At 47.4% G+C, this 26696-nt stretch carries 11 protein-coding genes; 7 read left to right on the top strand and 4 right to left on the bottom strand.

Going from position 1 to position 26696, the window contains the following annotated elements; all coding sequences use genetic code 11:
• Positions 1-38 precede the first annotated feature (38 nt).
• The 7 genes from AB4185_RS07150 (at position 39) to hflX (ending at position 8348) form a co-directional block, all read left to right on the top strand.
• A complete protein-coding gene (locus AB4185_RS07150; RefSeq protein WP_017060637.1) occupies positions 39-767 on the top strand; it encodes a response regulator in 729 nt (242 codons plus the stop codon).
• 45 nt (positions 768-812) lie between these two features.
• Entirely contained in the window at positions 813-2258 is a 1446-nt protein-coding gene (locus AB4185_RS07145) for an ATP-binding protein (RefSeq protein WP_372135233.1), read from the top strand.
• Positions 2259-2369: 111 nt separating this feature from the next.
• A complete protein-coding gene (locus tag AB4185_RS07140) occupies positions 2370-3617 on the top strand; it encodes an ABC transporter substrate-binding protein (protein WP_372135231.1) in 1248 nt (415 codons plus the stop codon).
• A gap of 181 nt (positions 3618-3798) precedes the next feature.
• Positions 3799-4737 carry a carbohydrate ABC transporter permease gene (locus AB4185_RS07135; protein WP_372135229.1) on the top strand — a complete coding sequence of 313 codons (939 nt, stop codon included), beginning with the start codon at positions 3799-3801 and terminating at the stop codon, positions 4735-4737.
• A complete protein-coding gene (locus AB4185_RS07130) occupies positions 4734-5591 on the top strand; it encodes a carbohydrate ABC transporter permease (RefSeq protein WP_009848502.1) in 858 nt (285 codons plus the stop codon). The genes AB4185_RS07135 and AB4185_RS07130 overlap by 4 nt, the downstream gene beginning before the upstream one ends.
• A 6-nt stretch (positions 5592-5597) precedes the next feature.
• Complete coding sequence (locus tag AB4185_RS07125) at positions 5598-6710, top strand: ABC transporter ATP-binding protein (protein ID WP_372135227.1); 1113 nt, start codon at positions 5598-5600, stop codon at positions 6708-6710.
• 270 nt (positions 6711-6980) lie between these two features.
• On the top strand, positions 6981-8348 hold the full coding sequence (gene hflX, locus AB4185_RS07120; RefSeq protein ID WP_136974229.1) for a GTPase HflX: 1368 nt from the start codon (positions 6981-6983) through the stop codon (positions 8346-8348).
• Positions 8349-8461: 113 nt separating this feature from the next.
• Here hflX and pfaD read toward each other — a convergent pair whose 3' ends face one another.
• The 4 genes from pfaD to AB4185_RS07100 are packed head-to-tail and all read right to left on the bottom strand — an operon-like array spanning position 8462 to position 25991.
• Positions 8462-10099: an eicosapentaenoate synthase subunit PfaD gene (gene pfaD, locus AB4185_RS07115; RefSeq protein ID WP_372135225.1), complete on the bottom strand. Its 1638-nt coding sequence runs from the start codon at positions 10097-10099 to the stop codon at positions 8462-8464.
• Between the two features lie 30 nt (positions 10100-10129).
• The gene (locus tag AB4185_RS07110; protein WP_372135223.1) at positions 10130-16090 is read right to left on the bottom strand and encodes a beta-ketoacyl synthase N-terminal-like domain-containing protein; all 5961 of its coding nucleotides are present in this window, start codon (positions 16088-16090) and stop codon (positions 10130-10132) included.
• Complete coding sequence (locus AB4185_RS07105) at positions 16087-18135, bottom strand: PfaB family protein (RefSeq protein WP_372135221.1); 2049 nt, start codon at positions 18133-18135, stop codon at positions 16087-16089. Before AB4185_RS07105 ends, AB4185_RS07110 begins: the two co-directional genes overlap by 4 nt.
• Positions 18135-25991: a phosphopantetheine-binding protein gene (locus AB4185_RS07100; RefSeq protein ID WP_372135219.1), complete on the bottom strand. Its 7857-nt coding sequence runs from the start codon at positions 25989-25991 to the stop codon at positions 18135-18137. The genes AB4185_RS07105 and AB4185_RS07100 overlap by 1 nt, the downstream gene beginning before the upstream one ends.
• Positions 25992-26696: the final 705 nt, after the last annotated feature.

Below are 26696 nucleotides of genomic sequence, written 5' to 3'. Positions count from 1 at the left end.
ACTATGTGAATAAGTTGTAAATTTAATAGGTTTGGGCGATGCCAACAAATACTCGAATTCTCGTGGTGGATGATGATCAAGAAATCCGCGAGCTGCTGGAAGAGTACCTCACAAAATCTGGTTTCGATGTTTCTTCTGTGGGAGACGGTGTTGAACTAGAAGCTCATCTGCAAAACCAAGGTTATCCAGATCTGATTCTGCTTGATGTGATGCTACCCGGTGACGATGGTTTTACCTTGTGTCAACGCGTCCGTAAGCAATCGAATGTGCCTATCATCATGCTGACTGCCGTATCGGATGAAACCGACCAAATTATCGGCTTAGAAATTGGTGCTGATGATTACATTGCCAAGCCGTTTAGCCCTCGTCAGTTAATGGCGCGTATCAAAGCGTTGTTGCGCCGCGTTCAAGTGGTGGATGACAAGACAAGTGATGCATTGCCAAAACAGATTGTTTTTGGTGATTGGACGCTTGATACGTTAGCGCATCGAATTTCCCACAATGAAAACTCGGAAGAGATGGATTTGTCGGGTAGTGATTTTTCTCTGTTGATGTTGTTCTTAACTCGCCCTAACGAAGTTCTCGACCGTGACACTATCTCATTCGCGACCAGAGGCCGTGAAGCGTTGCCTTTTGAGCGAGGCATTGATGTGCAGCTTAGTCGTCTGAGAAGCCGATTGGGCGACAGTGGCAAGTATCCTCACTACATCAAAACCATGCGCGGTAATGGCTATATCCTCGCTGTGCCTGTTCAGTATGAACACTGATAATCAAGTGATGTTAATGAGCACCTCGGCAATGAAGTATTTCCTATGAACGGGTTGAGTCGGTTAAAGCCAAACTCTTTGGTTGCCAGGACATTGTTACTGACCTTGTTAGCTGTGGTGATAGCTCAAGGTATCGCAACGTCTATTTGGTATAGCGAATCCAAACACAAAGAACTGGAGGGGATTCGTTCTGCCTCTTCAAGCATGGCCAATATGTTTGCCTCGACGGTGACTTTCTTCCAGTCTCTGCCCGTTAAATATCGCCATATCGTGTTGGATCAAATCCGCAATATGGGCGGTACGCGCTTCTTCGTTTCTTTCAATAAAGAGGCGTTGATTGTCGAACCGATCCCTGATACCCGTTTAAAAACCGCCTCGATTGAAGCGATAGAAAGTGTTTTGAGTAGCAAGCTCAATAAAGTCGAATCAGTGCGGGTTGATTTCTCTCGCCCTGAACATCTTCGTTTGCTTAAAAATGACATCTACTTGAGCGATCTCCCACGATCGTGGGCACATCATACTTTAACCTTAGAACCTCTTACCCCTCCTATTCTGGTTGTTCAGATAGAATTAGCCAGTCATGAATGGGTGTATATCGCCGCGTTGTTGCCTGCGCCTTACGTCAAACTCGACGATACGATTCTCGGCAGAGAACAGGTGATCTTCTTAGTTTCCTCGACCCTCATTCTTTTGGTTTTGACTTACTTGATGATTCGTCGGCAAGTACGCCCTCTTAAAAAATTAGCAAGAGCGGCCAATGAGATGAGTATGGATATTCAGCAGCCGCCACTTAACGAAGAGGGGGCTACTGAGCTGGTGACGGCGACCCGAGCGTTTAATCGAATGCAGCAACGGATTCGTCGCTATGTTGCCGACCGTGAGCACCTTTTCTCTGCAATCTCACATGATTTAAAGACACCAATAACACGGCTTAGATTGCGTGCAGAGTTGTTGGAGAGTGAAGTAAAGAAAGACAAATTCAACAAAGATCTCGATGAGCTTGAGATGATGGTTAAAGGTGCTTTGCAAGCGGTAAGAGACACCGACCTTCATGAGAACAATGCCATTATCGATCTCAATGAGATGATGCTATCCGTGATTGAACTGCACAACCAATACCAAACTAAGGTCGAGTTTGAACCTGCTGTGATTGAACCGTTAGTCGCTAAACCTTTAGCGATTAAACGCGTGCTCACCAATCTTATCGACAATGCTGTGAAATATGGACAATCCGCCGAGGTAGATATCAGCAGTGATTCGGTGTGGGTTATCGTGACTATTCAAGATCACGGAAAAGGTATTCCTGAAGACAAGTTAGAGTTGGTGTTTGAACCTTACTTCAGGCTCGCCACTGACGACCAAGGACACGGTTTAGGGCTTGGAATCTGTCGAAACATCCTACACGGACACGGCGGAGATCTCATTATTCGTAACTCCCCTCAAGGCGGCTTAGAAGCTAAAGTCTATATTCCACGCGGCCTAGAAGTTTAATGTAACAATTGTGTTACATTGAGCTTACCTTTTGTTTCAATCTTACAAATCAGAATAAGTAGACTCTGTATTGAACCGGACGTCGAGTCCGCTAAAACATGGAAGATAATAATGAAAATCAATAAAACCCTACTTACTCTATCTCTTCTTGCTGCCTCAACATTTTCTCAAGCTGGTGAAGTGGAAGTGCTTCACTGGTGGACTGCCGGTGGCGAAGCGAAATCCGCAGCTGTACTGAAAGAGATGATTGAAGAACAAGGCCATACTTGGAAAGATTTCGCTGTTGCTGGTGGCGGCGGTGAAAGTGCGATGACTGTTTTGAAAACTCGAGCAGTGTCGGGCAATCCTCCATCTGCGGCGCAGATTAAAGGTCATGATATTCAAGAGTGGGGTGGTTTAGGTTTTCTAACGTCTCTCGATGCAACGGCAAAACAAGAAAAATGGGATGAGCTACTGCCAGAAGTGGTCACTAAAGTGATGAAGTGGGACGGAGAATATGTGGCGGTTCCTGTCAACGTTCATCGTGTTAACTGGCTATGGGCGAACCCTGTTGTTTTAGAAAAATCAGGCGTGACGGTTCCAACTACGTTAGATGAGTTCTTCGTTGCCGCAGACAAGATCAAAGCGGCTGGCTTCATTCCACTGGCTCACGGTGGTCAACCTTGGCAAGACGCGACAGTCTTCGAAGCTGTAGCACTTGATGTACTAGGCAGTGAAGATTACAACAAAGCGTTCGTTGATCTGGATATGGACGTGTTATCTGGCGACAAAATGGTGGAAGTGTTCACCAAGTTCAAAAAGATGCGTGATTACATCGACAGCAACTCTCCAGGTCGTGATTGGAACGTCGCAACTTCAATGGTTATCAATGGCGAAGCCGCGATGCAAATCATGGGCGATTGGGCGAAAGGTGAGTTTACTGCGGCAGGCAAAGTGCCGGGTAAAGATTACATCTGTGCACCAGCTCCAGGTACTGATGGCCAGTTCACTTTCAACATCGATAGCTTTGCGTTCTTTGAGTTAAGCGACAAAGAGAACCAAAAAGCGCAGCAAGACCTAGCGAAAACCATTCTTACCAAAGATTTCCAAGAAGTCTTCAACCTTAACAAGGGTTCTATCCCTGTCCGTCTAGATATGGACATGTCTAAGTTTGACCAATGTGCGTTGGACTCAATGGCAACCTTCAAAGCGAGTGCGAAATCTGGCGATCTTGTTCCGAGTATGGCTCACGGCCTAGCGACAACAAGCTACGCTCAAGGCGCGATTTACGACGTGATAACCAACTTCTTCAACGAAAAAGATGCCGATCCAAAACAAGCGGCAGCTAAGTTAGCAAAAGCAGTGAAAGCGGCTATCTAATCTAACTTGATAAGCGACACACAACGCACGTGAGTGACGGGTTGTGTTGCTTTATCAAACCCCCAGGGTGGGTAGGCTCGTAGGGAGCCTATCTACTCTTCACTCCCAATTCTGATATGCGTGATGCTGATGTGGTGCCGAAAGGTAAGCCATTGGCTCGATTGTGCAACAAGGATAAGTTATGGAGCATGTTTTGACTGAGTCGACTCCAAAACCCACAAGGAGCCAGCCTGCACCGAAACCGAGTTTTGCTGACAGGTTACAACATTGGTTACCTAAAATTGTACTGGCGCCGACCGCGTTAGTGACCGTGGTGTGTATCTACGGCTACATTTTTTGGACGGCAGCGCTGTCGTTCACCAACTCTCGATTTCTGCCGAGCTTTAATTTCGTTGGTTTAACCCAATATGAAAAGCTGATGGATAACGATCGTTGGATCACCTCAATCACTAACCTCGGTGTGTTTGGCTTTCTATTCATGGCGATAGCTATCTTGCTTGGTGTTGGTTTAGCGGTATTGCTTGACCAGAACATCCGTCAAGAAGGAGCGATTCGTACTATCTATCTCTACCCAATGGCGTTGTCATTCATCGTGACAGGTACGGCGTGGAAATGGATTCTCAATCCAGGTCTTGGTATTGAAAAGCTGATGCAAGATTGGGGATTCAGTGACTTCAAATTTGATTGGCTAGTCGACTCTGAAATGTCGGTCTATACCTTGGTTATCGCAGCACTTTGGCAGTCGTCAGGCTTCGTGATGGCGATGTTCTTAGCCGGCCTTCGTGGCATTGATTCTTCAATCATCAAAGCGGCTCAAACTGATGGGGCAAGCTTACCCACTATTTATCTGAAAATCATTCTACCTTGCTTGCGCCCTGTGGTTTTCAGCGCGGTGATCATCACCTCACACATTGCGATTAAGAGTTTCGACCTTGTGACCGCGATGACCGCGGGTGGCCCAGGTTATTCATCGGATCTTCCTGCGCTATTCATGTACGCACACTCATTTACGCGTGGACAAATCGGCCTTGGTGCTGCCAGTGCCATGATGATGCTTGCTGGTATCTTAGCGATTCTCGTGCCTTATCTTTACTCTGAACTTAGGGAGAAAAAGTCATGATGAATAACATCAATTTTGCTCGAATCTTTATTTATTCAGCACTGCTTTTCTTCTGCTTGGTGTATCTAATGCCATTGTTTGTCATGGCGCTGACCTCATTCAAAACTCTGCCAGACATCAAGGCAGGTAACTTGATGAGCTTACCGAAAGAGTGGGTGTTTGATGCTTGGTATAAAGCGTGGGACACCGCCTGTACGGGCGTGAAATGTGAAGGCATCAAAGGCTACTTCTGGAACTCGTTCCAAATGGTGATTCCTGCGGTTGCGATTTCAACATTGCTCGGTGCATTCAATGGTTATGTAGTGACGAAATGGCAATTCCGAGGCTCGAATCTGTTCTTCAGCTTACTGTTGTTTGGTTGCTTCATTCCGTTCCAAGTGGTGCTACTACCAATGGCAACCATGCTCGGCAAGATGGGGCTAGCGAACACAACCATCGGCTTGGTGATTGTGCACGTTATCTACGGCATGGCGTTTACAACTCTGTTTTTCCGTAACTTCTACATCTCGATTCCGGATGAATTGATCAAAGCAGCAAAACTGGATGGTGCAGGCTTCTTTACCATTTTCTTCAAGATCTTATTACCGATCTCTACGCCTATCATCATGGTGACGGTGATCTGGCAGTTCACCGCAATCTGGAACGATTTCTTGTTCGGGGTGGTGTATTCCGGCTCAGAGACTCAGCCAATCACCGTAGCATTAAATAACTTAGTCAACACCAGCACGGGCGTTAAAGAATACAACGTTGATATGGCTGCCGCGATCATCGCCGCGCTGCCAACGCTGTTGGTGTATGTCTTCGCAGGAAAATATTTTGTTCGTGGCCTAACGGCAGGATCAGTAAAAGGATAATTACCCATGGCAACATTAGATTTAAAACAGATCCGTAAAACCTATCGCAACGCGGACAACGAAACGTTAAAGGGCATCGACATCAGTATCGATTCGGGGGAGTTCTTGATACTTGTCGGCCCTTCGGGGTGTGGAAAATCCACCCTAATGAACACCATTGCTGGGCTAGAAAATATTAGCTCGGGTGAAATCGTGATTGATGGTGTTGACGTGGCCCAGGTTGAACCTAAAGACCGCGACATCGCGATGGTATTCCAGTCGTACGCACTTTACCCAAACATGACGGTACGCGGCAATATCGCCTTCGGCTTGAAGATCCGCAAGATGCCACAAGACGAAATCGACGCAGAAGTGAATCGCGTCGCTGAAATGCTGCAAATTGAGCAACTGCTTGATCGTAAACCATCACAGCTATCTGGTGGTCAGCGCCAGCGTGTCGCGATGGGACGTGCACTAGCGCGTCGTCCTAAGTTGTACCTGTTCGATGAACCGCTTTCTAACTTGGATGCCAAGCTACGTGTCGAGATGCGACACCAGATCAAACGTCTGCACCAAAAGCTGAACACCACCATTGTCTACGTGACCCATGACCAAATCGAGGCGATGACCTTGGCTGACCGTATTGCGGTGATGAAAGATGGTGAACTGCAGCAACTCGGTACGCCGCAAGAGATCTACACCAAGCCAAATAACATGTTCGTGGCGGGCTTTATGGGTTCACCATCTATGAACTTCATTAAGACCATGGTGGATTTGGATGATGAGCAGAATCCGATCATCAAAGTAACGGGTACAGCTGAGCAAGAGCACCACATTCGATTACCACAAAGCATGCGTGAGCAAGATGGCAAAGAAGTGGTGATTGGCCTGCGCCCTGAACATATTACCGAGCAGCAGGGTGATGATGTGTCGGCAACGACCAAGCTAGACTTGCAGTTAGAAGTGCTAGAACCAACAGGGCCAGATACGATTGCGATGGTGAAAGTGAACGACCAAGAAGTGGCATGTCGCTTGTCGCCAGAATTTGAAGTGTCAGTTGGGCAAATGGCGCCGCTGCATTTTGACTTATCAAAGGCGGTATTCTTTGATGCTCAGACTGAAGCGAGAATTGATTTTTAGTTTTTGAGACAGTAGCTCAATGAGAGTCTAAGCTTAAGCAAAGGCAGTATCACTAATTACTAATAAGTAACGTGATGCTGTCTTTTTTGTTGTTTTAGCCTGTTTTATTTCCTCACGAAAACAGAGGGATAAACGAGATAAATGGATTAACTGCAATAATATCGCCAAATAGCCTCCGTTAGCTCTATAAAGCTGACCGAGAACAGCGTAGGATCGCGCTACTTTAGACCAAATACTAGGTTGCACATTAGTGCATAAACAGAAGAATACATGAAACTAACAGCAAAACCCTCAGCTAGTAACGCTTTACTTATTTCTATTACGACACCGGACTTCAAAGGTGACGAAGCAAAAGAGTCTCTTGCCGAACTTGCTCGCTTAGTAACAACCCTAGGGTTTAAAGTGGTCGGTACACAATCACAGCACCACAGTTCAACACAACGACAAAACGTGTTGGGCGCAGGTAAGCTTGCAGAAATTGCACACCTCACCGGTTACCAAGGTTCGATTGAAGAAGCAGAAGATGAAGATTTTATCGATGAATCTTTTGATTTTCGCGCTAGTATCGATGAATTAGATTTTGATGATCTTCCATCTGAAGATGTGGAGTTTGGTACTGCTGATGTTGTGGTATTTGACTGTGATTTGAGCCCTTCTCAACTGCGCAATGTTGAGGCTCACTTAGGTGTCGAAGTGTTTGACCGCACCGGTATCATCATCGAAATTTTCAGTCGCCACGCTCGCACTCGTACCGCACGTCTGCAAGTAGAAATTGCTCGCCTAAACTACTTAGTACCTCGACTTCGTGAAACAGCAGACGGTGACAAAGAACGTCAAATGGGTCAGGGTGCTGGTGAAACCTCACTAGAGCTTGACCGTCGTAAAGTACGTGACCAAATTGCTGCGCTTAAGCGTGAGCTGGTTAGCGTACAAGATGAAATGAAGAACCGACGCACACAGCGTTCGGAACTTTTCACTGTTGCTCTGGTTGGCTACACCAACGCGGGTAAATCTTCGATGATGCGCGCTATGACCGCAACCGAAGTGAGCGGTGAAGATAAGCTATTCGCGACCTTAGATACCACGGTTCGTGCACTTCAGCCGATCACTCAGCCGCGTATCTTAGTGTCAGATACGGTGGGTTTCATCAAGAAACTGCCACACGATCTGGTTGCTTCATTCCACTCAACACTAGCAGAAGCGCATGATGCTTCATTACTGCTTTATGTGGTTGATGCTTCTGATGTTTCATTCCGCGCACAGCTTGATGTGGTACACGAAGTATTAGCGCAAGTGGGCGTTGAAGGCAGCGAAAAACTATTGGTACTGAACAAGTGCGATAGATTGAGCGAAGAAGAACAGTTAGAGCTGATTGAAGAATTCCCAGATGCAATGCTGACCTCGACTCGTGACCCGCTCGATATCACCAAACTACACAAGTACATTGTGGGTGTGGCTGAACAAGGCATGATCGAAGAAGAGATCACGATTCCTTATTCTGGACAAGGCATTATCGGTGAGATTCGCTCAAACATGAGTGTGGTGAAGGAAGAATACGACTACGAATGCATCAAGCTTACTGTACGCTCAAGTGCAATTGATTTAGCGCGCTTGAAAAAGCGTATGCAGAAGTCTTAATTTTGTAGCGAGCCTGGCAAGAACAACCAAAAGAAAAGCGACCCGATAAGGTCGCTTTTTTGTTTCCTGTCGCTGAGTAATTAGTTACTCGTCAACCAGTCCATTTAGGTCATTTACGCCATTCTTTGAGTTGGCTTCCATCGTGCTAGTTCTGGATCAAGCTTGATGCCTTGCGAAGTCAGCAGGTTAACACGTGCTAAGTAAGCCGCACCGTGCATCAGGTGCTTAGCAAGGTCGACCGCATTACGCTGCTGGTAATCATCTAGGTAGCTGTCTTTTGCCCACGCGTTGAATGCGCCAAGTGCAGGGCCAGCCCATACTTGATAATCCATTTCACGACCTTGTTCGCCCGTGTTTGACCAGCGGCTAGAAAGCCCCAAGTACCAGCGGAAAATCAACGCCATTTTACGCTTCGGGTTGCCTTCAGCGCGTTCGATCTGTTTAGGGTCGCGCTCGTTAAAGTGAGCAACAGTACCTGCCCAGATGTCATCCAATGTTGAACGGAATACCTGCTTCTCTAGCTTTTGACGTTCTTCAACTGGAATCGCTTCAATGGAGTCGTAGCGTGTGTAGATCTCGTAAAGCTTGTTTGCACGCATTGGGAACAAGGTACCGCGCTTAACCACTTGCAGCTTCACGCCCATTTCGAACATGTCTGCTGCCGGAGCCATAGTCACGTCAGCCATTTCAGTTGTCGAAAGCAGCTTACGTGTGTGTTCGCTCGCGCCAGCTTCAACACAGGCTTGGTTAATAGAACCAGTAACAATGTATGCCGCGCCCATGTTAAACGTTGCTAGAGCTGCGTCAGGCGTGCCGACGCCACCACCACAACCAACACGCAGCGGTGTTTTGAATTGGTACTGAGCTTGGATCTGTTCTTTCAACGCAAGAATCGTTGGTAACAGGGTAACTAGAGGGCGGTTATCGGTGTGACCACCAGAATCCGCTTCTGCAGTAATGTCATCAGCCATAGGAACTAGCTGTGCCAGTTCCATCTGTTCTGCTGTGATTCGACCTTCATCAACTAGAGCTTGCAGCATTTTCACAGGAGCAGGTTGCATGAACTTGCTTGCGACTTCAGTACGGCTCACTTTTGCGATGACTTTGTTGCCGATCTGGATTTCACCTTGTGCATCACGGCTAAGGCCAGCAGCACGATAGTGAACAATTTGCGGTGTTAAACCTAAGAAGGCAGAAGCCTCAACCGTTTTCACTTTGTGCTTCAAAAACAGCTCTACACTGCCGCGTTCTAGTGCTGGTTCACTTGGGCTGTGAATCAAGTTAAACGCGTAAGGACCGTTTGGTAGTGCAGCTTGAATGCGGTTGATCGCTTGCTCAACGCGAGACGGGATTAAGCCCGCCGCGCCAAATGAACAAAGAATGCCTGCCTGACCAAGCGCAATTACAAGCTCTTCAGATGAGATGCCGTTGGCCATTGCGCCTGCGTAGTACGCGTATTTTACGCCATGACAGCGACGAAACTCTTCGTCGCCCAAGCTTTGTGTACCGAGTGCAGGAGCAAATGCGCTAACAGGTTGGCTGTTCGCTGCACTTGCTGAATCACCCGATGTAATTTCAGCTTGTTGGCTGACGCCTAAGCCTTTTTCTGGGTGGCTCACTACGTAACAAGCAAGGCTTAAGTCTTTTAAGATGGTCGACATTGCCGCGCTATCAAAATGAGTTGTGTTCTCTTCAATCTGCCAAGGCCACGGAGATAGCTTTTCGTTATTGATAGTAGTTTGAGTTGTCATAATTATTTCTTTCCTAGTTCCGTGTCAGGCTTATGCTTCTTCGATACAAATGGCGATGTCTTTCACTTCGTAAATACGCAGACCATCTTTGCTCAGGTTTGCGTCACCAACGATGGTGCGTTTGCCGTCTTCGTCTTTAACCGCTGTGATATGTACATCGAGAGACATCTGTTTGTTCAGAGGGTTAATCTGACCACGGTATTTCCATTTCACTTCAGATTGGATTTGACCGAACTTTGGATTGCGGAAGTCAGCGCCAAGATCTTTGTTTAGCGCATAGGTTTGCATCAGCTCGATGATCGCTTCGACACCTAGAGAACCTGGCATTACAGGATCTTGATGGAAGTGGAATTGGAAGAACCAATCACTTGGGTCAATCGTACGCTCAGCGTATAGGTAACCAAGACCGTCTTTACCACCATCGCTAGTGATCTGCACGGTATCGATAAAGTTCAAACGACCGCCGGCCAATTTGTAGTGCTCTTGTACTTCACCAGTAGACGAGACAGGTGCATTGAAGTAACGCGTCGTTTTGTCTAGCAGGTTGATGTTTACATCCGGCGTGCGGTTGTTATCAACGTGCCAAGGATGAGTCACCTTACCGTTGTCCAAACCCAGTTGGTCTTTCAGTGCTGCGCCTTTGAAGTAACCAAATACCGCTGTACCTTCGTAGAATGGCACGCCGTCAGTGCTCAGTTCGAAGCTAAAGCTCTGTACGATGTTTGTACCCATCATTACGGTTGAAAGCAGGCGAGAATCGTTGGTGATCGTTTTGCCACGCAAGTCGACGTTACGCAGCATTTTGCCGCTGCCGTCTAGGTTACGGAAAAACAGTTCTTCACCTGGGAAGCCTAGTGTGGTGCCCATGTAGCCAGAGATGAAGCCGTTTGGCTGCAGTGAAATCTCCATCAACACCGAGTAAGGCATCAAGGTATGGTGGCTGTTCTCATCAAAGTACCATGCATTTTCTGGCACTTCGTATTCAGCGATACACGATGAAGGTTTCTTGAAGTCGCCACGCTTGCCGTCGATCTCAACGACACGAGTGGTTAACTGCAAGTCGCCACACGGAGTACGTGGTGGAATCATCCCACGGTAGATAGAGAAATCAGGGCCGAAACATTTTTCGATGTCGCCAGTCGCGAATTCGAACATGTGATATGGCGTGAATGGAACCGTATCGGGTGTGCGGTTCGGGTAATCAGGCGTTACCGGAGCTTCAACATGTTGAAGAGGAATCACGCCTTTATTTGGCGCAGTTGCTAGGTCTTCAATTTGCGCCATCAGTGGCGCATTTGCTGAAGCTTGTTGGTTCACTGCTGGTGTATGGCCCAAGCTTTTATGGTCCAAGCTTTCGATAACAGGGGTTGCGACAGCTGTTTCTAGAGAAGGTAGGTAACGAGTACATTCGTCATCTTCTTTGATCATCACACCCAAGTTTTGGAAATCAACAATCACTTTGCCATTCAGTAAAATATCGATGTTAGCTTTCGCGTATGGGCGAGGGCTTAGACCAATCTCGGTCACTTCCATGCGGTAAGTCAGTTCTGCCGATTGTGGTAGAACTTGACCACGACAGCGTACTTGTTGAGGGGCATTTTCAAGCGGTTGGAAACGACCATTTTGAACAAGTGTGTGCATGCCAAGGTGCATCATGAAGAACTGAAGCAGTTGACCACAACCTTCTGCCATCAAAGAGCCAGCCATTACTGAGTCATCTTTGAAGTGACAAGGGAAGTACCAGTGCTCAGGCTCTAGCTGCTTGTGACCTTCAATCAGACCAAGTCCCCATGTGCCGCCTTGCGGTTCAACACGGCTAACCTTTTCGATCATCATGAACTTCTCTGAGCTGAAGCACAAAGAAGGCTGGTGGCGAATAGATTGGTGAGTCGGGCCAAAACATTCTGCAATGTTAGCAGTCAGTAGATGACGTAATTCTTGGTGGTTAAACTGCGTTTTAGGGCAGTGCAGCATAGGGTCGAAGCGTTGCTTAGTTGCAAGTTTACGAGCCTTGATTTCGTCTTCAGTGTGAATAACACCTTTGCCGTCAGCCAGCTCTTCGTCAGTGAAGAAGCCTGCACAACCGTTATCCATTTTCAGGATCATCTTGTCGCCAACGAAACATTCGTACGAGAAGAAGAACAGTAGCGTGTCGCCATTGCGAGCAAAGCTGTTGATTGAGATGTCGTAACGCAGCGTATCGCCACCACGAGGCAAGTCGCCAAGGAAGGTCAGCGTACAATCAAGCAGGCGATAAACACGTTCGCCTTTGTTTTCGAAATCAATGCCTAAGTAGCTGATCAGCATGAGGTCACACTGACCTGATTCTACCGCCACTGCCCAAGGGATTTGACCATCAACAAGATACGGCGCATCAACTGGGATGTCGTATTCTGTAGTCATGGTACTTGGCTTGTACTCGTTAACGGTCGCGTTGAGCTTAGTGACACGAGATACCAATAGGTAGTCGGTGGTTGGCAAGCGAACGCGGCGCGAGTAGCTATCAATGATCGCGTAATCAGGGCCAAATACGTTCGCAATATCGCCTTCCGCGTATTCAACCAGATCATCGTAATCCCAGATGCATGGCTTACGGATAGGTTTTACTGGTGCTGGCGTCGCAAGTACGTTTACTGGCACTGACTGAACCTGAGCCGGTTGAGCTTGAACAGGCTGAGCTGATGTTTGCTGACCATTCGTTTGTTGAGAAATGGCATTGTTCTCTAAACTTGAGCTATCTAAACCAGACGTAATTGCGTTTAACTGTGCTTTCAATAGTGCATCAGCCATTTGCATGCCTTGGGCACGAGTGTGCAGGAATGCTTTGTGTACTTGCTGCGCCGCCTGCTGGTTTTGAGCAAAGGCTTGGTTGTGTGGTGCTACAGATGGTTGTGATGCTGCATCCGTATTAGCGTCGATATTCGATACGCCATTTTTAGCGGATAGGACATGAGTCATATTGCTGTGGTTACCTGTTAGCTGACTGTGGCGAGTTGGCGCCAGAGTAGGGGATACTGATGTAGGAGTTTCGATGACTGGCTCTACCGCGTTCTGCGCTAATGCTTTCTTCTCTAACTCTTTTTGCACAAGAGCTGCTTGAATGCTTGCTGTCGTTGGAACCGACGCGACTCTTGCTGCTTGTTTACCAGAAGCTTTCTGTTGAATCGTTGCTAAGTTGGTTACTGGGGTTTGGGCAATATGTTGATAGATATCGCGACCACCAAGAGTCACTTGCTTAACCAATTGACGTTTAGCATCGCTCGCCAGTTCATTGCTTAAACGAACAGAAAGTGATTGAGATTCAACACTCGATTGGCTTAGTAGCAGCTGTGAGCATTGTCCTTCGCTGATGTTGGCAACAATCGCGCTCTTAGAGCTGACATTTGGATTCAGAGACTCAAGGTTCAGGTTGAGCAGACCGTGTAGCAGGCTTGCCATGCCAGAAGCAGCAGAGCAATGACCAACACGTTGACTCGCTTGAATTGTCTTAGTGCTGCTTCCTAGATTGATAGGTGTTTGCTCTTGTGACAAAGACTCTGATGCATGGTTAAGCTCAAGCAGAGAAACATCGTTCGAACTCATACCGACTTGAGTCAGTAACTCGTCAGCAACGGCATTGTTATGCTCGCTTGAGCCAAAGGCCAAGGCGTTGATGCTGCCGTAAGCCGTATCTTGGTTGCTCGCTACTTGACTCTCTTCAACAAGAACAATTGCACCTGCGCCTTCGCCGACATTCCAATTGCCGTCTTGCGGTTGGCCGAATTTTGGAGAAAGTGACACTGGGCTCACGCTGTTCTTGAGAATCACATGTTCCGCACTGCCGCTTAGGTCGACGGCTGCAATCACGACGGCGTCCATGGATTCTTGCGACATGAGGTTTTGTGCGACATCGATACAACGAGCAACTGACTGTTCAGCGGCTGAAATCGTAAAGGCAGGGCCGTTAAAGTCCCACAATGAAGAGATACGCGAAGCCATGATGTTGCCGATGAAACTGGTGTATTGGTTCAGCTTGGCTGCGTCCATCACACTGTCCATCGCGATGGTTTCTAGCGCTTGGTATTCGTCTTGAGTTAGTTCGATACCCATGTTGGCAAAGCTGTCAGCCAATTGGCTATGCAGGTTTACGCGTCCACGGAATTGGTGCATCTCAAGCTCTGTTTCCATCGCAACGAGTACTGCAACCTTTTGGCCTGCTACAAGCTTGGCATCTTTGATGGCTTCGTCTGCAACTTTCATCAGTAGCAACTGCTGAGAGATCAAACGGTCATCTTCGTTTGGCGGCACTTTAAAACGTAGGAAATCGAGATCGAATTGATCGATGTACGCGCCATTTGGAATACCGTGTAAACCAAACTGATTCAGTAGTTCTGGATGTTGGTCTAAGCCTTTCCAGCGTTTCTTAGGCAAAGCAATGAAAGCATCGTTGTTGGTTTCAATCGCAGTGCTTAGCGCATTGATGCTTTGCAGAGAACCGAAGTGAGACGCGAGGCCAGTAATGCTTAAATTAGACGGCTGTAGGCTTGGAGACGCTGACTCTAGAGTCTGGTTTGCATGACTGGTGTCTGAATACGCTTCAAGCAGTAAGTGAGCATTACAACCACCGAAACCAAATACAGAAACACCCGCACAGCGCTCTTGGTTGCCCGTTTTACTTGGCCAAGGTTGAACCTGTGTTGGTAGGGTCTGTGAACCAAATAAACCTTTTGGTGAAGACAGTGGCTTGTCCAAATTAATACTTGGAGGAAGCACGCCTTCTTTCATCGCAAAGATCATCTTCATGATCCCCGGCATACCCGCAGCAGTCAGTAAGTGGCCGAGGTTTGACTTCGCAGAGCCAATCAATGGCGGGTTAGAACCATTCAATTTGTCAGCAAAGAAACGCTCCATTGAGGTTAACTCAACCTTGTCACCTAATGGCGTGCCGGTTGCGTGACACTCAATCACTTCAATGCTGTCTGGTGTTAGGTTTGATGCTTCGTATGCGCGTTCAAAGGCTTGCACTTGTCCTTTGCTGTTTGGGCTTAATACGAACTGGCCACGGCCATCGTTCGACAAGCCAATACCGCTGACAACTGCATAGATATTGTCGCCATCACGTTCTGCATCAGCTAAGCGTTTTAGGACTAACACACCGGCACCTTCGCCAGCAAACAGACCTTTACTGTTGCTATCAAACGGAACCGATACACCGTGATCAGGGTAAGCGTGGAAGATAGAAAAACCCATGTTGATAAAGAATGGGTCAGCACCTGATACCGCACCTGCCAACATCATGTCGGCTTTGCCTGTGTTCAAGTAATCACACGCTAACTTCAATGAATACACTGAGCTTGCACATGCCGCATCTAGGCTAAGTTGCACGTTGCCTAAACCTAGCGCATCAGCCACTAACTTCGAGGCGTTGTGTGCTGCAGCACCATTGATCGGATTAAGGTCTTGCGCGGTTTCATTGGTTGGTAGCAGTGAAAACTGGTCATTAGCCAATTTAGCTTGTAGTGCCTTTTCGACGACCGAGTGATACATCGGCAGAAACAGGTCGTTCGAGCGTGTGGTTGGGAACGAAAGGGCACCCATGATCACGCCTGTACGCTCTAAAACATCGGCATTCAGATCAATGCCGGCGTCAACTAACGCCTTACGACTGGTATCCAAAGCCCATAGGAAGCTCTGGTCAACACCGTTGAATGATTCTGCTGTCAAGCGGTAGCCATTGCTGTCGAAATTGAAGTTTTCGATGTAGCCGCCTTTATCACAGTAAAAGCGGTCTGACTCACCTTGCACGCCCTGATAGCTTTCAGGTTCAGCACCTAATTTTTCAGCGCTTAATGTGGTTCGAGAATCTTTTTTATTCAGCAAGTTTTGCCAAAAGTCTTTTGGCGTATCAGCTTCTGGGTATTGGTTAGCAATACCGACAATCGCGATCTTATTGCACTTCACTTGCTGCTTATTCTTAGTTTGAGCCTGATACTGGTTCGATTGAGAACTCATACTAGCTCTCCTTGATGATTCACTGCGCTGCCTTGAGACAAACCGCTTAATTGCTTAGCTGCGGTGATCTGTTGTTCTAGCCCTTGGATAAGAGGCTCGACAGACAATGGGATTTGATGAGTAATGAGCTGACCAATGCATTTGATGAGCGTGACAACATCGTCACCGCCTTTGGCATTGGAAGCGATTGTGCAGTATTGGTCTGCTACGTTGTCGCTACGATTGATCTTGTCGATCAATGTGCTGGTTTGACGATCGGCACCCACTTCGACAAACAGACGCGCACCTTGTTGACGTGCACTTTGGATCAACGCGGTGAAATCCAGCGTCGAACAGAAAGTGTCGGCAATCGAAAGGGCGATGCTGTCGCTGTCTATATTGACTGGTGCGCCCGTCGGTAGACCTGCTGCGCTGATAAAGCGGATATGTTTTGGCAATTCGTCGAACAGTGGTTGCGTGTAAAACTCACGCACTTGGCTATGTTGGCTCAATGCTGGTGTGGTGTGCATGGCAGTCACACGGTTCGCGGCAATGCCACGTTTACCTAGTTTTTTGAGTAGTGCACGACAGGTGCTTTCACAACCTGCCAGTACGCAGGTGTCACCTTGGATAATGGCAAGATAAGCGCGTGGGAATTCTGGCAACAGAGCCTCAATCGCTTGCGCATCACTGCGAACTACAAAGCTATTCCATTGGATGCTTTCGTCTTCGTTCAGCTGCCAATCTTGACGTACTGCGGTGAGCTCACCAGAAATAGCCGTGGTGAAGATAGGACTGGTTTGAGTCATCTCAATCAGCGCATGTGGGTTTTTCCAAACATTCAAGCTAGCCCACATGGAAGCTTCACCCTTGGAGTAACCCAAAGCGAAGTCTGGCTGCACTTTGAATTCATCACACAGCAGTTGTGTTAACAGATAACTACTGCCCACACCTGCAATTGCCAGTTCACTGAGCGACATTTCTTGCGCGTCTTCAGCATAGGTTTTGTCAGCCTGCAGCATCTCTTTCAAGTTACCTTCACGTTCTAAACGAGCAAATAACTGTGGGAAATGGTGGTGAAACTCGCGCAACATACCGGGATAAACCGTGCCAACACCAGGGTAAACAAATGCAACACCACCTTTGCTTTGAGGCATCGGTGAGAAACAACTGCCTGCTGGCGTTTTGTAGTGGCTATTGTCAGCCATTACTTTTGGCAACGCATTTTCTAGCGCTGTGATCTCTTGTATTGCAGCTTCAATTGAAGCGGCTTGAATCACGATGTTCGCGCCACGGCCAGCATTGTGCTGAATGCTTTGGAAGTGACTTAGGTTTGAATGCATCAGGGTGGCGATAGCAAGTTCGCTGTCTGCCGCTTCGTTAACGCATTGAAGCTCCACTCTTAACGAGGTTAACTGAGAAACCAATTCGGCTTGGTCGTAGCCAGAAACCACAAACATCAAACGCTCGCTCGATAGCAGTGGCTTTGGTTCTTGCAAACCGGTCGCTTGAGTCAATATCAGGCTGGTGGATTTCTGGTTTTCTTCGCTGAAGGTTAACGCAGCAACACGTGCTTTGTTCGGCTCCGTGAACCAGTAATGGTTAGGTAATGAATCGCTCGGCAATGAACGGCTCGATATCGCATTAACCATATTCAAAAATTCATCAAACTGCTGCGAAGCAGAAAGTGCAGAATATTGTTGTTGATGGCTTAAATCTGTCGCGGGGCGGCGCGCAATATCCAGAGCTAGCTGAATGCTATCTTCGGTAGCTGCATCTGCAAAACTCGCTAGATAAGCGTGTGGATGAATCTTGTTTTGAGCAGCATTCAGCGCACTCAACATCAACAGTGATGGTGAGTGATGATCCAAACAAAGCTTAACAACACTATCTTGATTGACTGCCTCAATTGCTTGAGCAAGTGCTTGATTAAAATTGCCATCAACCACAACAGTTATCATCTCTGGGAACGAGGGGAATAAGTCGGCAGAAAGCTCAGCCGCGTTTTCTGGCTGAGCTAAAAGAGCGATGCGCAATGGCATCGCTTTATTAGTAGGAACAGTCACTATGACAATTGCTCCTTTTCTGCGTTCTTAGTCGCCTCTTTCTTCGATACTGCTGAGCTAGATTTCGGCAAAAATGCGTCATTTAAGCTCTTGCTGATGGTGACTTTTGCACCTTTCATTACCGCGCTTAAACGACCATCTTGGTGGTAAAGCGAGATATCAGCTTGCAGCGAACGAGCCGTGCTTTTTATCACGCTCAGCTCTAGCCAACCTTGGTCACCATTGTGCATCGGTGCGTAACAAACAAACTCACCGATTGCAGACGGTAGGCTTGCCGCGCCGTATTTCAATCGAGCCCATACCAACATGGCTTGCAACAGATAATCTTCAGCAAATGGCTGGCTATCGCCAAAACCTTGCTTAGGAATAAATGATCCGCAGTCGCTGTTTTCAATCTGAGGCAATTGGCACTGAGCCAGTAAGCCTAAGTCGTCAAAGCGTTCAACTGAGGTAATACCTTGCAGTCTTGGTCCGTGAAACAGAGTGCCGTCGCTGTATAGAGCTTGTGCAGTTGTTACTGGTGTTGAAGAGTTAGCTTCAAAGCGTTTTGTCGACGCTTGTTGAACATCTTCAGACACTTGCACAGAGGCAACTTGCAACTGAGCTTGATACTGTGGTCGCCCTTGGCAGCTGATTACTGCTTTTAGCTGATCTTTTGATTTAGCGTCTGAAGACAAGACAAGCGTTAGCTCTTGCACTTCATCAGTATCAAAAATCACACCCTTAAGCAGTTTATAGTTGTGAACGCTAACGTTCACCCCTAACAGTTGCTCTGCTATTTCACGCATCCATTGGATAGCACACACTGTCGGTAACACTGGGTTACCGGCAATGCAGTGATCTTGAATGAAAGGCAATGCCTTTGGATCAAGATGACGTGTCACAGTAATGCTTGTATTCAGCGGACTCTCTGCAAGGTGCACAGACTCCGCATTAAGCTTTTTTACAGCAGCTTCCTTGTTGTCAGAACCTTGCATGCTCGTACCAACCAGCAGTTGAATGCCAGTTTCGTTCAGTAGTTGAGAACTAAATAGCTCTGCACCCGCCTGAAGAGGAATTACGTACACACCGCGCTCTGTAAACATACGTTTCAGTGCTGCGTTGACCATGCCACCGTCCCACGGTCCCCAGTTGAAGCTCATCACTTTCGCTTGAGGGTTACGAGCAGACAGCTGTAGAGCCGCTTTGTTCAGGATCTCGTTGGACATTGAGTAATCGCTTTGGCCTGTGTTTCCGTAGAAACCCGCCGCCGAAGAGAACATCGCAATCAGTTTTAGCTTGCTGCTATCAAGACCACCAAGAACCGCTTCTAGTCCGCCCACTTTGGTGCCGTAAACCATGTTCAGTTCATCAAGCGTTTTGTCTTGAATATGCTTGTCAGCCAGTACACCTGCACCGTGGATAAGACCTGTGATGCCTTCGAAGTTTGCCAGTGTTTTTGCTACTGACTCATGGTTCGATACATCTAGGCTTAGGTATTCAGCGCTCGCGCCGATCTCATTGAAAGCGGCAAGTGCTGCGTTGATTTCAAGGCTGCTCAATACAGGTTTTAGCAAGGCATCAACTTTCTTCGGCGTTGGTTTGTCACCTGTTGCTTGTAGGTGAGCGATAGCAGCTGGTTTTAGCTCTTTCTCTTGCTTACCTTGTGCCCACTGAGGTAGCTCAACTGAAGTAATATGCTTACTACGACCTGCAAGAACGAAATGAGATTTACATTGCTTAGCAAGCGTCAGTGCACATTCAAACGTCACGCCTTTAGCGCCACCCGTCACGAGAACTTTGTCGCTCTTGGTGAGTTGAGCGCATGTGTTTTTAGTTTGTGCAGCGCCTGGTGTTGTCGCAATCAGTGTTGCACGACCAGATTCACCGTTTTCCGTATGGCTAAGGCCGATTTCAACCGTGTTGGTATCGATATCGAACAGTTCACCTGTGATAGCTTCAGCTAGGTGACGAGCATCAATAGAAGCGTCAGCATCCAATGCACGGCAGAATACGTTTGACCATTCATGGCTCAGTGTCTTAGTTAGACCAGATAGAGCCGCTTGGTTAAGTTCTGCATTCGCTAATTGCTTAGTATCTAGGTAACCAAAGCCACCATCGATATGGCTTAGTGTGAAGAACACGCTACGACCAGAAACGGCATTCAGTTGGCCATTTAGGTGCTTGGCGAATAAGAACGCTGTCGTCAGTGAAGCTCTTGAGTCTGCATTCAAGTTAACCGCTTGCTCGTTGCTTTGTTTAGCATCAACGATAGCTTGTAGGTGAATGAAGCCAGCAATCACTTTGTTCGACGTTTTAAGGTCTGCTTCGATGTCGTTAATAACTGCAGTCACACCAGCATCATCGACGCTGTTGAGTGTGTAGCTTGCGATTTCACTGTTTAAAGGTGACGCGGCAGAAAGAGCACTACGCACTACAGCAACTTGAATGCCGTTAGCGGTCAACTTTTCTGCTAGAACACCGGCGTTGTGACCATCATCTGTGATCACGACACAAGCGTCTTTTGAGAAACAATCGACGAGTTTATCTGCCGCTGGTAGCTTTTTTAGCGCTACCTCATTGTGTGGAGGAAGTTCCGCCGTCGCTGTTTCTGCGATAGGCGTTACTGATTCAGCTTTAGCAGTCGCTACAGGTGCAGCAACGGATAGCTTGCTTTGCATGTAGGTAACGATTTCACCAAGAGTACGACACTCAGCTAAGTCTTCAGGGTTTAGCTCTGGCAGCGTTGGTAGCTGGTCTTGAACCGTACCCAAGATCTCAACGCGTTTAATCGAATCGATACCAAGGTCAGCTTCCATGTCCATCGCTAGGTCGAGCATTTCTGCTGGGTAGCCTGTTTTGTCGGCAACCACTTCCATCATAGTTGATTGAACGTGAGCAGGGTTTAGGTCGTTGCTCGTGCTTTCTACAGCGGCTTCTGGAGCAGGAGCTACTGTCGCTGCTTCCGAATTCGGAGCTAGCTTGCTGTTCATGTAGTCTACAATTTCACCCAGAGTACGACACTCAGCTAGGTCTTCAGGGTTTAGCTCTGGCAAGGTTGGTAGTTGGTCTTGAACCGTACCAAGGATCTCAACACGTTTGATTGAGTCGATGCCAAGGTCAGCTTCCATGTCCATTGCTAGGTCGAGCATTTCTGTTGGGTAGCCCGTTTTATCCGCTACTACGCTCAACATTGTGCTTTGAACTTGTTCTGCGTTTAAACCGTTTGATACTGCTGGCGCAGATGCTTGAGCTGCTACTGGAGCAGAAGCTGGAAGCTTGCTGTTCATGTAGGCTACGATTTCGCCTAGAGTGCGACATTCAGCTAAGTCTTCAGGGTTTAGTTCTGGAAGAGTCGGTAGTTCATCTTGAACCGTACCAAGAATCTCAACACGCTTGATTGAATCGATACCAAGGTCGGCTTCCATATCCATTGCTAGATCTAGCATTTCAGTCGGGTAGCCCGTCTTCTCTGCTACCACTTCTAACATCGTCTTCTGAACGACAGCCGCATCTAGTCCATTGCTAGATGTTGCCGGAGCAACCATTGGTGCCTGTGAAGACACGGGAGCAGAAGCTGGAAGCTTGCTGTTCATGTAAGCAACGATTTCGCCAAGTGTACGACACTCAGCTAAGTCTTCAGGGTTTAGCTCTGGAAGAGTAGGCAGTTCATCTTGAACCGTACCAAGAATCTCAACACGTTTGATTGAGTCGATGCCAAGGTCTGCTTCCATATCCATTTCTAGATCAAGCATTTCCGTTGGGTAACCTGTTTTCTCAGCAACCACTTCTAGCATGGTTTGTTGAACGATTTTCGCATCAAGACCGTTAGCGGCTTGAACAGGAGCAGTAGCGCTTGGCTGTGCTGCAACAGGCGCTGATGCTGGCATCTTGCTGTTCATGCTTTTACTGTTCATGTAGCCGACGATTTCGCCAAGAGTACGACACTCAGCTAAATCTTCAGGGTTCAGCTCAGGTAGGTTTGGCATTTCGTCTTGAACGGTACCAAGGATCTCTACGCGCTTGATTGAGTCGATACCAAGGTCTGCTTCCATGTCCATTTCTAGATCAAGCATCTCCGTTGGGTAACCTGTTTTCTCAGCGACTACTTCTAGCATCACTTTTTCAGCATCGGCTGATTGTACTGCTACTGGTGCAGCCACAGGAGCTGGTTGTGCTTTAACTGGCACAGGCTGAGCTGCAACAGGCGCTGCCGCTTGAGCCACTACTTGTGGTGCAGGAGCTGCTTTCTGTACTGGCGTAACTTGAACAGACTGAGCTTGAACTGGCGCGGCTTGTAAAGGAGTCGCTTGTACTTGAGCTACAGGCTGTTGGACGATAGCTGCTGGAGTAGTTTGAGTAGTTTGAGTAGTTGGAGCTTGAATCGCTGGCTGAGCATTTACAGAAGCAACGAAGGTTGGTTGTACCGTTTGTACTGAACCTTGTGTCAGCATGTTAAGTGCTGAGTTGTTGCTGTGCGCTTGCATCTCTAGGTAATGAGCGTGAGCTTTTAGCGTTTCAGCTTGGTGCTGGTGGAACATTTCCATAGAACGCTGTAGGTTCTCAGGAATTGCTACGCCTGCCGTTGCCATTTTCGCTTGCTCAGACATTAGGGTGTTGAACGTGTCACCGTATTGCTGAGGAATCGCAAGGAACTGCTGATGTACTTCTGCTGCTTGTTGTTGAGCATTGAAGAATGATTGCAGTGAAGACTCATCAACCGTTACTGAAGCTGTTGGTTGAATAGTCGCTGGTGCAGGTTGTGCTACTTGAGGCTGCTGAGTTGCTGTTGCTACTTGTACTCTTGGTGCTGCAACTGATTGTTGTACATTTGAAGCTTGAGGAGCAGCGACAGGTACTTCAACGATTTCTGTTTTAATCACTTCTTTTTCCACGATTTTCTCGACTTCAACTTTCACTTCAACAATCTCAGTCTTTTCGGTGACGTTGCCCGAAGCCAATGATTGATCCATTTTCTTACGAGTAGCAGGGCTGATGTAGTTGGTTGCATTCAGCTTGATGTTCATTGGTGATGCCTTTGCAGGTTCAGCAATGTCAGCTTGGTAAGGGTCAATGTTGTCTAATGAAACACCTGCCACGCACAGTTGAACCGCAGCTAAGCGAAGCTGTTGGTCACTGTCGCCTTTAGGGCTTGGGTTGATGCTGATTGCGTAAAGCTCTTCGTTCTTATCAGCCAATGTTTTCTCAACCAGCTTTTGAAGGATGTTTTTAGGACCGAACTCAACGAATACACGCGCACCCGCTTCATACATCGCTTCAATTTGCTCACTGAAACGAACCGATTGCAGCATGTGCTGTTTGAATGCTTTCTTAATCGCTTTCGCGTCTTTGCTGTGCAGTTTGCCCGTTGCGTTTGAGTAAAGCGGCAGCGTTGGAGCGCTGAATGAAGCTTTATCAATTGCAGAAGCAAATGGTTTTTGAGCGTGAGCAACAAGCGGTGTGTGGAAAGCACCAGACACTGGCAGAGCAATCGCTTTGAAGCCTTGTTCAGTTAGCGCTTGTGCTGCTTGTTGAACGGTTGCTGTTGGACCTGCAATAACCAGTTGAGTCGGGGCGTTGTAGTTAGCAATGCTCACGCCTTCAAATTGGCTGATGCAGCTTTCAACGGCTGGAAGCTTGTCTGCGTCTAAGATGACCGCAAACATAGTACCGCTGTCACCTTGTTCAGGTGTTGCAGCCATCGCATCGCCACGAGCGAAAGCTAGCTGGTAGTAATCGTCCTGCGAGATAACACCCGATGCACATAGTGCGCTTAGCTCACCAAAGCTGTGGCCTGCGACCATGTCTGCTTTGAAGCCAGCTTGAGTCATGATGTCGAACTGACCCATAGACACAGTACCAATCGCACTTTGCGCATTGGCGGTGTTGGTTAGCACAGCTTCTTGAGCTTTGGTTGCTTCTGGTGTGAAGGTTGGAATTGGGAACAGAATTTGCGACAGAGCCGTTTTCTTGTGCTGACCAAATACTTGATCCGCTTGAGCAAGCTGTTGGCGCATTTCAGGGTAATGACAAGCAAGCTCGCGACCCATGTTGAGATATTGCGAACCTTGACCTGCAAATAGCGCTGCCACTTTACCTGCGCCGTTGCCAGCAATCAGTGCCGATTCACGGTAGCTAGTGCCGTTTGGCATCTGCCAATGTGTTTTGGTTTGGCTCTCAAGCATAGGAATCGCTTGAGTCAGTTGCGCTTGAAGGTCTGCTTGGTCAGTTACAACTAAACCAAGACGAGCATGCTTAGCGTCAACTTCGCGTAGAGCGTGTTGCTCAGCAAGCGCTTCCAGTTTGAACGCTGCATCTGCAGTTTGAGTTGAAACCTGTTTAAGTTCATTGATCAGTGCTTGACGAGATTCTGCGCTGAATAACAGAGTTTGCGGCACTTGGCGTTGACGGTATTTGTCACCGCGAGTGTGCTCTGGTGTGTACTCTTCCAATACCACGTGGAAGTTAGTGCCACCAAAACCGAATGAGCTGATACCTGCACGGCGTGGTGTGCCGTCGACACGTTTCATCCAAGGGCGCGTTTGTGTGTTTAGGTAGAACGGCGAGTTTTCGATATCCAGTTTAGGATTCGGAGCCGATACGTTAATCGTTGGCGGCAGTACTTTGTGGTGCAGTGCTAAGGCAGCTTTGATTAAACCTGCAGTACCCGCGGTTGATTTAGTGTGACCAATTTGAGATTTCACAGAGCCTAACGCAATGTGTTGCTTCTCTTCATTGTTCTCACTGAATACCGAGTTTAAGCCACCAAATTCAGCAACATCGCCTGCTGCAGTACCTGTGCCGTGCGCTTCTAGTAGGCCAAGCGTGTGCGGTGCGAAACCTGCATCATCATAAGCACGTTTGAGTGCTTTTGCTTGTCCTTCAGGGCGAGGCGCGTAAATACTCTTGAACTTACCATCCGAAGAAGAACCGACACCTTTAATCACTGAGTAGATTCTGTCGCCGTCACGTTCAGCATCTTCAAGGCGCTTAAGAGCAACCATGCCGATGCCTTCACCAATCATCATGCCTTTTGAATCGATGTCGAAAGGTTGAATGGTTTCGTTTGTAGTGAATGCTGGGGTTTTAGAGAAGCTCATGTACATGGTTGGTGAGTTATCAGTACACACACCACCAGTGATCATCATTTCACTGCGGCCTTCAACCAGCTCGCTCAGTGCCATGCGCATTGCGGCTAGAGAACCTGCACACGCAGCATCTACTACACAGTTGATGCCACCAAGGTCAAAGCGGTTAGCAATACGACCTGAAATTACGTTACCTAATGAACCAGGGAATGAGTTCTCTTCCCAGTGGATGTATTGGTCTTGGAATTTTTTGATCAGCATTTCGCTGTCTTCGTCGTTGATGCCACTGCTCTTGAAGACTTTTTTCAAAACAGGGTATTGAAGACGAGCATTCAAGCTTTGAGCGATCTTCTGACCACCGCCTACACCGAGTGTAATACCGATCTTATCGCGATCGTAACCTTCAGGAAGTTTCGCATCTTCAAGTACTTCTTTTGCCACGATCAGAGATAGCAGCTGTGACGTATCAGTCAGTTCTAGGATATTTGGCGGAAGGCCGAATTCCATAGGGTTGAAGTCAACTTCTGGGATGAAGCCACCGCGCTTACAGTAAGATTTGTCTGGCGTAGTACGATCTGAATCGTAGTAATCTTCTGGGCGCCAGTGTGTATCAGGCACTTCGGTAATTGCATCGATCTTTTCGCTGATCAAATCCCAGAATTTGTTTAGGTAGCGAGAGTTCGCAAACATGCTTGCCATACCAACGATAGCAATAGGCATGTCTTTAAGACGTTTATTAAGTCGAGTGTCGTCGACTGATTCCGGTGTATTTTTTTCGGGTTGGCTCATTATGAGTCTCCACTTGAAATCACTGAGGGCGATGTCGTGTTTTGAGGCTGCGCTTTTAATTGAATCGAAAATAAATCTGAAACAGATTTGGGCAAACGCAGCTGAAGAGTAAGGCTGCCGAAAGTTGGCCACCTGACTAAAATAGGGGGTGCGAAGTTCATTGACTTGCAGACGTTGAGAACGTGTTTCATGCGTGAAGGGGGTATTCGAATGTGAGGTTAATGTCCATTTAAATCCTGTCCAAAGTACTGCTTTATGCAAAGCAGGTATCCGCAATAAAAACGTGTGAATTTGTTTAATGGTTGAGCAGGCTACCCGAGGTGAGTGGCCGATACAATGCTCCCAGAGGCCACTATGAACTGTTCAGACCAGATGATTTTACTGAACTTTTGTTTTTTGTATTTTTAATGCAATTAACTTATTGATAATTAATGGATATGAGTAGTTTTTTAGTGTTTATACTCTATTTTTTGACTTGGTGAGATCTATGTCAGATTTTTGTAAGTAACATTTAATAGATGCCTGTTCCGTAAGGCTAAGTGTGATCTGTGTTTTAATTTGTTATTATTTGAAAAATTAGTTTTAAGTCCGCATATGAAGGGTGTTTCCTGCCCAAATTCTCTATGTTTCTCTCAAAACATAGGTGACTTAAATTTGTTCGTTTTGATGGTTTTTTGATAAGTGGTTTGAAGAAGTGAGCGTGAG

Origin of the sequence: Vibrio sp. 10N.286.48.F5, assembly GCF_041469785.1 — a bacterium.
Lineage (GTDB): Bacteria > Pseudomonadota > Gammaproteobacteria > Enterobacterales > Vibrionaceae > Vibrio > Vibrio crassostreae_C.
Note: the sequence above shows the minus strand (reverse complement) of the source record. Positions and strands in the feature narration are given on the sequence as shown.